At 69.3% G+C, this 12,297-nt stretch carries 7 protein-coding genes and 1 pseudogene; 6 read left to right on the top strand and 2 right to left on the bottom strand.

Annotation, left to right across the window (positions count from 1 at the left end; genetic code table 11):
* Positions 1-67 precede the first annotated feature (67 nt).
* Both OG285_RS07295 and hflX read left to right on the top strand, forming a co-directional pair.
* The gene (locus OG285_RS07295; protein ID WP_371790549.1) at positions 68-1,525 is read left to right on the top strand and encodes a M1 family metallopeptidase; all 1,458 of its coding nucleotides are present in this window, start codon (positions 68-70) and stop codon (positions 1,523-1,525) included.
* Positions 1,526-1,673: 148 nt separating this feature from the next.
* Positions 1,674-3,176, top strand: a complete 1,503-nt coding sequence (hflX, locus tag OG285_RS07290; RefSeq protein ID WP_371790548.1) for a GTPase HflX — start codon at positions 1,674-1,676, stop codon at positions 3,174-3,176.
* Between the two features lie 138 nt (positions 3,177-3,314).
* On the opposite strand, the gene OG285_RS07285 is transcribed toward hflX, so the two are convergent.
* Positions 3,315-4,493 (bottom strand): hypothetical protein, encoded by a 1,179-nt coding sequence (locus OG285_RS07285; RefSeq protein WP_356829952.1) that lies wholly within the window; start codon positions 4,491-4,493, stop codon positions 3,315-3,317.
* 77 nt (positions 4,494-4,570) lie between these two features.
* The gene (locus tag OG285_RS07280; RefSeq protein ID WP_371790547.1) at positions 4,571-5,791 is read right to left on the bottom strand and encodes a hypothetical protein; all 1,221 of its coding nucleotides are present in this window, start codon (positions 5,789-5,791) and stop codon (positions 4,571-4,573) included.
* Positions 5,792-6,051: 260 nt separating this feature from the next.
* Here OG285_RS07280 and OG285_RS07275 point away from each other — a divergent pair.
* The 4 genes and pseudogenes from OG285_RS07275 to OG285_RS07260 form a co-directional block, all read left to right on the top strand.
* A pseudogene (locus tag OG285_RS07275) lies at positions 6,052-7,485 on the top strand (diaminobutyrate--2-oxoglutarate transaminase family protein); the annotation flags it as partial.
* A 108-nt stretch (positions 7,486-7,593) separates the two neighbouring features.
* Positions 7,594-9,537, top strand: a complete 1,944-nt coding sequence (locus OG285_RS07270; protein ID WP_371793476.1) for an IucA/IucC family siderophore biosynthesis protein — start codon at positions 7,594-7,596, stop codon at positions 9,535-9,537.
* A gap of 22 nt (positions 9,538-9,559) precedes the next feature.
* Positions 9,560-10,315 carry a GNAT family N-acetyltransferase gene (locus OG285_RS07265; protein WP_371790546.1) on the top strand — a complete coding sequence of 252 codons (756 nt, stop codon included), beginning with the start codon at positions 9,560-9,562 and terminating at the stop codon, positions 10,313-10,315.
* A gap of 176 nt (positions 10,316-10,491) precedes the next feature.
* Positions 10,492-12,297 carry an IucA/IucC family siderophore biosynthesis protein gene (locus OG285_RS07260; protein ID WP_371790545.1) on the top strand — a complete coding sequence of 602 codons (1,806 nt, stop codon included), beginning with the start codon at positions 10,492-10,494 and terminating at the stop codon, positions 12,295-12,297.

The raw sequence follows: 12,297 nt of genomic DNA, 5'->3' as shown, positions 1-12,297 counted from the left end.
ACACGTTCGGGTGGCCCCTGCCGCGCTGCGCCGGGGCACGCGCGGCACGGGCTGGTAGCCGTAGTCCATGCTGCACATCTCCCGGCGGTCGCGAGCCGTCCTGCTCGCGACCGCGTCGGCGGCCCTCGTCGCCGCCACGCTGCCCGCTCCCGTTCCCCTCGGCATCGGCGATCCGCTCTTTCCACACCTGGGCAACCCCGGGTACGACGTCCTCTCGTACGACATCGGCCTCACCTATCCCGGCAGCAACAACGAACCGCTGGAGGCCGTGACCAGAATCGACGCCCGGACCACAGCGCCGCTGCGGCACATCAACCTCGACTTCGCGCGCGGCACCGTGCACTCGGTGGAGGTGAACGGTGAGCCCGCCGGGTTCGCCACCGCCGACGAGGACCTGGTCGTGACCCCGCACCACGCGGTCGGCGCCGGAAGTCCGCTGCGGATCACCGTGCAGCACACCAGTGATCCGCGGGGCACCGCGGACGGCGGCTGGATCAGGACCCCTGACGGTCTGGCCATGGCCAACCAGGCGGACGCCGCCCACCGCGTCTTCCCCTGCAACGACCACCCCTCGGACAAGGCCTTCTTCACCTTCCGGGTCACCGCCCCGCGGAAACTGACCGTCGTCGCCAACGGCCTGCCCGGGCCCCGGGCGACCCGCGCCGGCCGCACGACCTGGACCTACCGGACCCGCCACCCCATGGCCACCGAACTGGCCCAGGTGTCGATCGGCGACTCGGCCGTGATCCACCGGGCCGGACCGCACGGACTGCCGGTCCGTGACGTCGTACCGGTGGCCGACCGCAAGAAGCTGGAGCCCTGGCTGCGGAAGACACCCGCCCAGCTGGCCTGGATGGAGTCCAAGGCCGGGCCCTACCCCTTCGAGACGTACGGGGTCCTCATCGCCGACACGGACACCGGCTTCGAGCTGGAGACCCAGACCCTGTCGCTCTTCGAACGCCGGATGTTCACCGGGGACTCCTTCCCCGAGTGGTACGTCGACTCGGTCATGGTCCACGAGCTCGCCCACCAGTGGTTCGGCGACAGCGTCTCACCGCACAGCTGGTCCGACCTCTGGCTGAACGAGGGCCATGCCACCTGGTACGAGGCGCTCTACGCGGACGAGCACGACGGGAGGCCGCTGGCCACCCGGATGCGCGACGCCTATCGGCAGTCGGACGGCTGGCGGGCCGCGGGCGGCCCGCCGGCGGCCCCCAGGCCCCCGGTGGCCGGGCAGAAGATCAGCATCTTCCGGCCGGTGGTCTACGACGGCAGCGCGCTCGTCCTCTACGCACTGCGCCAGGAGATCGGGGCTGCGGCCTTCTCGGCGCTGGAGCACAGCTGGGTGAGCCGCTACCGCGACAGGTCGGCCACCAGCGCCGACTTCGCCGCGCTGGCCTCGCGAGTCGCCGGGCGCGATCTCTCGGGATTCTTCCAGGGCTGGCTGTACGGGAAGAAGACCCCGCCCATGCCCGGCCACCCCGACTGGCGGAGCGCCGTGCCCCCGCGGGCGCACAAGGGCTGAAACCCGGGTGACGGGCGTGAGCGCACCATGTCACTATCGACCCGTCGGCGGCGCTGCCGGACCCGGTGGGGCCTCAGGGAATCATCGGCGGCCGTCACGCGTTGTGACTGACGAACGAATCTTTCTACCGGCTCGACGTAAGGATCCAATGACCTCCTCTTCTTCCACTTCCCAGGACGCGCACGAGCAGGAAGCGCTGAGCTTCAACGAGAGCCTTCGGGCCGATGCCCTGATGGAAGAGGACGTCGCCTGGAGCCACTCGATCGACGGTGAGCGGGACGGTGACCAGTACGACCGCTCGGAGCGCGCCGCGCTCCGGCGGGTGGCCGGTCTCTCCACCGAGCTCGAGGACGTCACCGAGGTCGAGTACCGGCAGCTGCGTCTGGAGCGCGTCGTGCTGGTCGGCGTCTGGACCTCGGGCACAGCACAGGACGCGGAGAACTCCCTCGCGGAGCTGGCGGCCCTCGCCGAGACGGCCGGCGCGCTGGTCCTCGACGGAGTGGTCCAGCGCCGAGACAAGCCGGACCCGGCCACCTACATCGGGTCGGGCAAGGCGCAGGAGCTGCGGGACATCGTGCTCGAATCCGGTGCGGACACCGTCGTGTGCGACGGTGAGCTCAGCCCCGGCCAGCTGATCCATCTCGAAGACGTCGTCAAGGTCAAGGTCGTCGACCGTACGGCGCTGATCCTGGACATCTTCGCCCAGCACGCCAAGTCCCGGGAGGGCAAGGCTCAGGTCGCGCTCGCGCAGATGCAGTACATGCTGCCGAGGCTGCGCGGCTGGGGCCAGTCGCTGTCCCGGCAGATGGGCGGTGCCGGTGCGGGCGGTGGTGGCGGTATGGCCACCCGTGGTCCCGGTGAGACGAAGATCGAGACGGACCGGCGCCGGATCCGCGAGAAGATGGCGAAGATGCGCCGGGAGATCGTGGAGATGAAGACCGGGCGTGACATCAAGCGGCAGGAGCGCAAGCGTCACAAGGTGCCGTCGGTGGCCATCGCCGGATACACCAACGCGGGCAAGTCCTCGCTGCTGAACCGGCTGACAGGCGCGGGCGTACTGGTGGAGAACTCGCTGTTCGCCACCCTGGACCCGACCGTGCGCAAGGCCGAGACACCGAGCGGGCGGCTCTACACGCTGGCGGACACCGTCGGATTCGTCCGGCACCTGCCGCACCACCTGGTCGAGGCGTTCCGCTCCACCATGGAGGAGGTCGGCGAGTCCGACCTGATCCTGCACGTCGTGGACGGTTCGCATCCCGCCCCGGAGGAGCAGCTCGCCGCCGTGCGTGAGGTGATCCGTGAGGTCGGAGCCACCGACGTCCCGGAGATCGTGGTGATCAACAAGGCGGATGCGGCCGACCCCCTCGTTCTGCAGCGGCTGCTGCGCATCGAGCGCCGGGCCATCGCAGTGTCGGCCCGCTCGGGGCAGGGCATCGTCGAGCTGCTCGCGCTGATCGACGAGCAACTGCCCAGGCCGCAGGTGGCGGTCGAGGTTCTCGTGCCGTACACGCACGGACAGCTCGTCGCCCGCGCGCACTCCGACGGGGAAGTGATCTCCGAGGAGCACACCCCCGAAGGCACCCTGCTGAAGGCGCTGGTACACGAGGAACTGGCAGCCGATCTGGCGCCGTACGTACCCGTGGCGCCCTGACGCACTCAGCGCCACAGCCTCCTGGTGTTCTTCCGGCACCTTCCGTGCTGTCGGATGCCAACGGCCGAGGGCCTGACCACTCTGCGCAGAGTGGTCAGGCCCTCGGCCGTTGCCGGTGCTCCACACCGGCCTTCCGTCCTACTGGTTCGCGTACCGGTTGCTCATCGCCCGGTAGAGCTGCTCGGCACCCTGGCCGAGCCGCGGCCCTGCCAGCCAGCCCGAGATGACCGGGCCGATCGAGGTGTTGGAGACCAGCTCCGACTTGCCGTCAGGACCCGCGACGAACCAGCCGCCACCGGACGAACCGCCGGTCATCGTGCAGCCGATGCGCCACATCGCCGGTGTGCCGGGACCCACGGACAGCTGCCCCGGCCGGTCGACGCACTTGTTCATCAGCTGCCCGTTGAACGGTGGGGCGGCCGGATAACCCCAGGCGCCCATCGCGGAGATGCTCTTGGCCGCGGGGGCGTTGAAGTCGACGGTCAGCGCGTTGCCGACGGTCTCTTCGAGGGACTTGCCGCCGTTCTCCGGCTTCACGTGGAGCAGGGCGTAGTCGTACGCGGCGCCCTGCCCGCCGGTGGGGCCGCCGTCCTTGATCCACGCGTTGGACGTCATGGCCCAGTCGGCCCAGTAGTCGCCGTACGGGGCGACTTCCTGCGGCTGCGCGTTCCGCAGCTGGGCGATCGACTTGCCCTGGTCGTTGTACGACGGCACGAACATGATGTTCCGGTACCAGCCGCCCTTGCCGCCCGCGTGGACACAGTGGCCCGCGGTCCACACCAGATTGGACTTGCCCGGGTGCTTCGGGTCCTTGACGACTGTGCCCGAGCAGACCATGGAGCCCTCGGGGGAGTCGAAGAAGACCTTCCCGACGGGCGCCGCGTACCGGTGGTACGGGTGCTTCTCCTCCTGGGCCTTCACCGGAGCCGGTTCCGGGTCGGTCACGTTCTGGTCGCCCGAACTGTCGCCGTAGGCCATGGTCTTCTGCGGGTCCTTGGCCGTCTTCATCCGGTCGGGCTTCCACAGCCCCTTGATCACCGGATTCGCGAAGTCCTTGGCATCACGGAGCCACGTGTCCTTGTTCCAGTTCTTCCACTGGCCGCTCTTCCACTTCGCCAGGTCGACACCGTGGCGTTTGAGGGCGTCGGCCACCCCGGCCGCGGCATCGGCGCCGGACGCCGGGGACGCCGCGGATGCCGAGGAGGTGCCGGCCGCCGGAGCGGCGGCCTTGTCGTCACCACCGCCACACGCGGTGGCCGTCAGCGCCAGGGCCGCGGCCACTCCGGTGGCGGTCAGTATCGGACGGATGGATCGCATGGAACTGTTCCCCCTGATGGTGCGTGATCGTCGCCGCTGTCCACGGGACAAGGCGGGACAAGGTTGGGCCTACTGGCCTACTGGCCTGCGTACTTCTTGCTGACCGAGTCGTAGACGCCCTTGGCCACCTTCCCGAGCCGCGGACCGGCCAGCCAGCCTGCGGTCACCGGGCCTATGGAGGTGTTGGACACCAGCGTGGGCTTGCCGTCGGCGCCCTTGGCGATCCAGCCGCCGCCGGAGGATCCGCCGGTCATGGTGCAGCCGACGCGGTACATCGTCGGGTCGGCCGCGGAGAGCGAGAGCCGGCCCGGACGGTCGGAGCACTGGAACAGCTTCTGGCCGTCGAAGGGCGGCGCCGCGGGATAACCGGTCGCCGTCAGGCTCGGGATCTTCGGCACCGCGGGCGCGTTGAAGTTCACCGGAAGCGCGCCTCCGACCGTCTCCTCCAGGGACTTGGTGCTGCCCTTCTCCGGAGTGACGTGCAGGACCGCGAAGTCGTACGGGGCGCCCTGCCCACCGGTGGGGCCGCCGTCGTTGATCCACTGCTCGGAGGTCTGAGCCCAGTCCGCCCAGAAGACGCCGTACGGAGCGACCTCGTCCTTCTGGGCGTTCTGCAGCTGGGCGGCGGACTCGCCACTGTTGTTGTACGAGGGGACGAAGGCGATGTTCCGGTACCAGCCGCCCTTCTTCCCGGCATGCACACAGTGGCCCGCGGTCCACACCAGGTTGGACTTCCCGGGATGCGCGGGGTCCTCCACGACCGTGGCCGAGCAGACCATCGACCCTTCGGGGCTGTCGAAGAAGACCTTGCCCGCCTCGGGGATGCTCTGGTGGTACGGGGCGTTCACGCCCTGCGCGGTCACCGGCGCCGGAGTCGGGTCGGTCACCCCCTTGTCACCGGAGATGTCGTTGTCGACCGGCTTCTCCGGGGGCTTGGACGCGTGCCGCATCCTGGACGGATCCCAGAGCCCGGAGATCACCGGGTTGACGAAGTCCTGCGCCTCGCGCAGCCACTTGTCCCTGTTCCAGTTCTTCCACTCGCCGTGCTTCCACTTGTCCAGGTCGATGCCGTGCTTCTTCAGCGCGCCCTTGACGTTGTCCGGTATGACGACCTTGCCGTCCGAGGACGATGAGGTGCCGGAGGCCGGTTTGTCACTGGCGCCGTCGTCGCCCGGACCGCAGGCGGTCACGGTGAGGGCGAGCACCGCCGTCAGGCCAACCGCGGTCATGGCGGGGAGGGTTCGCCGGGATGCGCGCCTCCCGTGGCGTTCGGTGGAAGTCGGGTGCAGCGGTCGCATGTGGTGATTCCCCCTGGGACTCCGGAACAACAGATTTCGGCACTGTGGATGGGTACCGCACGGGTACCGCAATCGGTACTGCGGAGCTGAGCGGAACCAAAGTGCGGGCCCCACTATGCCGGTGCCGATGTGGACGGCATAAGGCAGGGCCACGGTTCCGCCACCGCAAGGATCTTCCGACTTACCCGTGATCCCCGGGTGACTTCGTCGTTGGTACGGATGGGGGCCTTTGGGCTGCGTTCGGCGCCGGGGCGACGGTCGTGGGGCGAGCGGCGCGACGGCCGATCCGTACAGCGGGAGGACCAACAGCAGTGGCCGTGACCGAAGCCGCACCGGCGACGACAGCGCACGAGGGGATCCTGCGCCGGCAGTCGCTGCGTGAATCCGCAGCCCGTACCTACGCGCGGTCGCTGCCGATCGTGCCGGTGCGCGCTCGCGGGCTGACCATCGAAGGTGCGGACGGACGGCGCTATCTCGACTGTTTGTCGGGGTCGGGGACCCTGGCGCTCGGACACAACCACCCGGTCGTACTCGAAGCGATCAAGAAGGTGATCGACTCGGGTGCGCCCCTGCATGTCCCGGATCTCGCCACGCCGGTCAAGGACGCCTTCACCACCGAGCTGTTCGAAACGCTGCCGCGCTCCTTCGCCGACCAGGCACGGGTGCAGTTCTGCGGGCCGGCCGGTACGGACGCGGTCGAAGCGGCCCTCGCACTCGTCCGCACCGCGACGGGGCGCAGCGGGATCCTCGCGTTCGCCGGTGCCTGCCACGGCATGACGGCCGGAGCGCTGACGGTGTCCGGCGGCGCCCCCGACGTGCAGGTCACCCGGCTGCCGTATCCGCAGGACTACCGCTGCCCGTTCGGCATCGGTGGTGCCCGGGGCTCGGAGCTGGCCGGCAACTGGACCGCGAACCTTCTCGACGACCCCAGGAGCGGGGTGGTTCCGCCCGCCGGGATGATCCTCGAACCGGTGCAGAGTGAGGGCGGGGTGATCCCCGGCCCGGACAGCTGGATGCGCCGCATGCGGAAGATCACCGGTGACCGGTCGATTCCGCTCATCGCGGATGAAGTGCAGACCGGCGTCGGCCGCACCGGTGCCTTCTGGGCGGTCGAGCACAGCGGGATCGTGCCCGACGTGATGGTGATGTCCAAGGCCATCGGCGGTTCCCTCCCGCTCGCTGTCATCGTCTACCGGTCGGAACTGGACTGCGGGGAGCCCGGTACCCACGCGGGTACTTTCCGCGGCAATCAGCTCGCCATGGCCGCGGGCGCCGCAACCCTTGCTCATGTCCGTGAGAACCGGCTCGCCGAACGGGCGGCCGACCTGGGCGCACGGATGATCGGCAGGTTGCGGGGCCTGGCCGCCGACCACCCCGTCATCGGAGACGTACGCGGCCGGGGCCTGATGATCGGCCTGGAGCTGGTCGACCCGGAAGCCGCCGAAGCCGCCGAAGCCGCCAGTACTGAAGCTGCCAGAACAACCGCCGCCGCGGATGCCCGCGGCCCGGGCGCCGGCGTCCCCGCCCCTGATGGCCCCTCTCCCGCTGACCCCGTGCTCGCGGCCGCTGTACAGCGGGCGTGTCTGGCCAGGGGGCTCATTGTCGAACTTGGCGGCCGCCACGCGAGCGTCGTACGTCTGCTGCCTCCCCTCACCCTCACCGACGAACAGGCGGAGGCCGTTCTGGACCGGCTGGTAGATGCCCTGTCCGCCGCCGAACGCGCCGTACACGGCCGCCTTGACACTTGCCCCCGCACTGAACCACCTCCCCCCCTTCCCCCCGGCCGCGCAAGGAAGCACTCCGTGAACCCCACGCCCGACCCTGATGCCCCCGAGACCGGTGACTCCGCCGTTCCCAGCAGTCGTACGGCAGGTCCGCTCCCGGCCAACCCGTTCCGGGCCGACTCCCTCACTGTCGGCCCGGTGTCGGCCGGTTCGCTCTCGGCAGGCCCGGAGACGGTGCCGCGCCAGATGCAGGCAGGCCGTACCCCGGACGGGCACCTGGCATCCGGCCTCTTCGAAGACCCCATCGACGCATCGGACTCCAACACGGCCGCCGAAGCTGCGGCCGTCGAGAACCTGCTCCGCTGCTGGGTACGGGAGACCAACCTCTCCGCGCCCACCGGGCCCACACTGCGCATTCCCCTCAACGCCAGCGGCATCGCGCTGCTCGTCCCTGTCCTGTACTGGTCGGCCACCGGCTGGCACCGGTTCGGCAAGCCGGTTCTCGAAGGCGGATCGATCGGTGCGCCCCGCGCCGACGCCGTCACGATCGCCGCTCTCCTTGGCAGGGAGGCGGGTCAGAGCGACAGCACTGAGATGGTGGGCCGGGTCGCCGACTCGGTCCAAAGGACCGCCGCGTTCATCACGGAGCGCCGTCTCAGTCCGGAGCCGTCCAGTGAGGCGGACCCCTTCCTGACCGCCGAGCAGTCTCTCCTGCTGGGTCACCCGCTGCACCCCACCCCGAAGAGTCGCGAGGGGCTGTCGGACGCCGAACTCCGACTGTATTCACCGGAGTTGCACGGTTCCTTCGCCCTGCACTGGATGGCCGTCGACCGTTCCGTGCTCGCGCAGGACTCGGCATGGACGGAAGGGGGGCGCACGCTGCCCGCCGACCAGCTCACCGTTCGCCTTGCGGGCGCCCTCCAGCACCCCGACAACACTGCCCTTCTGCCGCTCCACCCCTGGCAGGCCCGGGACTTGGCCCACCGCCCCGCAGTGGCCTCCCTTCTCGACGCGGGGCTGCTCCACGACCTCGGTCCGTACGGCGAGCGCTGGTATCCCACTTCCTCCGTACGCACCGTCCACCGCCCGGGCGTCGAAGCGATGCTCAAGCTGTCCCTCGGGGTCCGCATCACCAACTCCCGGCGTGAGAACCTCCGCAAGGAACTGCACCGCGGTGTGGAGGTCCACCGGGTGCTGAGGAGTGGCCTCGGTGGGGCGTTGCAAGCGGCTCACCCAGGGTTCGACATCGTCCGCGACCCCGCCTGGCTGGCCGTCAACACCCCTGACGGTGAACCGCTTCCGGGCTTCGACGTCGTCCTGCGCCACAACCCGTTCAGCACCACCGACGACGCCGTCTGCGTCGCCGGTCTCACCGCGATCCGCCCCCGCCCCGGCGGCTGCGCCATGCGCTCGCGGCTCGCCGACATCGTGACCGCACTCGCGGCCAGGACCGGGCGGTCCACCGGAGCGGTCGCCACCGAGTGGTTCCTGCGCTATCTCGACCACGTGGTACGCCCGGTGCTGTGGCTGGACGGCACCGCAGGCATCGCCCTCGAAGCGCATCAGCAGAACACCATCGTCATCCTCGGCCCCGGCGGCTGGCCCGTCGGCGGCCGGTACCGCGACAACCAGGGCTACTACTTCCGGGAATCCCACCGCTCCGCACTGGAGAAGCGTCTCCCCGGGATCGGGGCCGTAAGCGACACCTTCGTCGCCGACGACGTCACCGATGAACGCTTCGCCTACTACCTCGCCATCAACAACGTGTTCGGCCTGATCGGCGCCTTCGGCGCCCAGCGACTCGCCGACGAACAGCTGCTGATCGCCGCCTTCCGACAGTTCCTCACCCGAGCCACCGCACTCGGCTCCCCTTTGCCCGCTCAACTTCTGGACACCCCCGTTCTTCGTACCAAGGCCAATCTGCTGACCCGACTCCACGGGCTCGACGAGCTCGTCGGCCCGGTCGACACCCAGTCCGTCTACGTCCGTCTCACCAACCCCCTTCATCCCACTGGGGCATGATCCGACCGATAGCTGAGCAGAAATGAGGAGCGTGGCCGTGCACTCCACAGATGCGAGCACCGATACCGGGACAGGACCTGTCCCGCGGACCGACGAGGGGTCCGAGGACACCCTTGATCTGCAGTTGTCCGAGGATCTGCTGTCACTGCTGCGCACTGGTGACCCGGCACACGCTCCGTGGCCCGTCGCTCCCGGCTCCGCCGGGGGCGACCTGCTGGACAGACCCGGCGCCTGGAAGCCGGCCGCCACCCCGGCCGGTGTCTTCCAGCTCGTCCCCGTGGACATCGAACGCGACCTCTCTCTCCTCAGCCACTGGATGAACGACCCTGCCGTCGCCGCCTTCTGGGAACTGTCGGGCCCCGAGTCCGTCACCCGCGCTCACCTGCGTCCCCAACTGGACGGCGACGGCCGGAGCGTCCCCTGCCTCGGAGTACTCCAAGGCACTCCCATGAGCTACTGGGAGGTCTACCGCGCCGATCTCGATCCCCTCGCCCGGCACTATCCGGCACGCCCCCACGACACCGGTCTGCACCTTCTGATCGGTGGAGTCGCCGACCGGGGGCGTGGCACCGGCACCACCCTGCTGCGTACCGTCGCCGATCTCGTACTGGACAACCGACCACAGTGCACCCGTGTCGTCGCCGAGCCGGACCTGCGCAACACCCCCTCCGTGTCAGCCTTTCTCGGCGCGGGCTTCCGCTACTCGGCTGAGGTCGACCTTCCCGACAAACGTGCGGCGCTGATGGTCCGCGACCGCGCCTTCCGTGACCTGATGTGAACGCCTCCCTCCACCACCCCTCAGCGACCGTCCTCCGAGCGCCTGCTCTTACACCGCTCGCTTACCTCTGCACCCCCGATCCGTAGCTTTCTGTTCTCCACGCATCCCCGCCCGTGACGATCTGCTGCTTTTGATACACCGCCCGTCCCGAATCGGTTCCACCCCGAGGAGTCCCCGTGCTGAACCCGTCTGCTGGCTTCGACTCCGAAGCAGAACCGACCCTGCTCGCACCCGCCGAACTGAACCCCGAGGACTGGGACCGTGCGGCCCGCCGTCTTCTCGCCAAGATGCTCAGCGCCTTCGCCTACGAAGAGATCATCGAGCCGGTGGTACGGACCGGCGGCCGTTGCACCCTCACGCTGGACGACGATCTGCCGCTGACCTTTCATGCCCGGCGCGGCGCCTACGGGCACTGGCACATCGACCCGGACACCATCGCGCTCCAGGGCGAACCGTTCAGCGACCCGCTCCGCTTCCTCGTCCTGGCCCGCAGGCTCCTCGCACTGGACGGGGCGACTCTCGGGCACCTGGTCCGTGAGCTGACCACCACGCTCGCCGCCGACGCCCGTATCGATCACACCGCGCTCCCCGCCGCCGAACTCGCCGAACTCGACTACGCGCAGCTGGAAGGCCATCAGACCGGCCACCCCTGGCTCGTTCTCAACAAGGGCCGGATCGGATTCTCCGCGGCCGACGCCGCCCGCTGGACACCGGAGTCCCGCCGGCCCGCCCGACTGCCGTGGATCGCGGTCAGCACGGAACTCGCGCAGTACCGGGGCGTCACCGGCCTCGCGACACCCGACCGGCTCTACCGCCGCGAGCTCGACCCCGCAGTCCGGGAGTCCTTCGCCGCCGAGTTAAGGGAACGTGGGCTGGATCCGGAAGGCTATCTCTACCTTCCCGTCCACCCCTGGCAGTGGGACGAAGTGATCCTTCCGCTCTACGCACCGGCCATCGCCCACAGCCAGATCGTCCCGCTCCACGCCGATGCCGATCCACGACTGCCACAGCAGTCCATCCGGACTTTCCTCAACGTGGAACACCCCGAGCGGCACACCGTGAAGCTGCCGCTGTCGATCCTCAACACCCTGGTCTGGCGGGGCCTGCCCACTGAGCGCACTCTCGCCGCTCCGGCCGTCACCGCCTGGGTCCAGGGACTGCGCGACAGCGATGCGTTCCTGCGCGACGAGTGCGGCGTCATCCTGCTGGGCGAAGTCGCCTCCGTCGCTGTCGCGCACCCTCTGTACGACCATCTGCCCGAAGTCCCGTACCAATACCGGGAACTCCTCGGTGCCATCTGGCGCGAGCCGCTCGGTATCCAGCTGGCCGCCGGCGAAGGGGCTCGTACGCTCGCCTCCCTGCTCCACACCGATATTCAGGGGCGCTCGTTCACCGCGGAGCTCGTCGCCCGGTCGGGACTCACACCCACCGCATGGCTCGGCCGTCTCTTCGCGGCGCTCCTTCCCCCACTGCTGCGCTTCCTCTACCACTACGGGACGGTCTTCTCTCCGCACGGTGAGAACGCCATCGTCGTTTTCGACGCCCACGATGTCCCCGTACGGCTCGCGATCAAGGACTTCGTCGACGACGTCAACGTCAGCGCGGAGTCGCTGCCGGAACACGACTCGATGCCCGCCGACGTACGGGACGTGCTGCTGACCGAGGAGCCGGCTTTTCTGACGCAGTTCATCCATTCCGGACTCTTCGTCGGAGTGTTCCGCTACCTCGCCCCTCTCTGTGAAGATCAACTAGGAGTGGCGGAGGCCGATTTCTGGCGGCTGGTACGTGCCGAGATCCTCCGCCATCAGGCCAGGTTCCCCGAGCTCAAGGAGCGATACGAGATGTTCGACCTGCTCACTCCCCGGATCGAACGGCTCTGTCTGAATCGCAACCGGCTCCACCTCGACGGCTACCGCGACCGCCCGAACCGGCCGCACGCCGCCGTGCACGGGACGGTCGCCAACCCTCTGCATGAGGTGTGA

The sequence above is a fragment of the Streptomyces sp. NBC_01471 genome (assembly GCF_041438865.1).
Classification (GTDB): Bacteria; Actinomycetota; Actinomycetes; order Streptomycetales; family Streptomycetaceae; genus Streptomyces.
The sequence above is the reverse complement of the archived record's forward strand: the minus strand, read 5'-3'. Positions and strand labels throughout refer to the sequence as shown.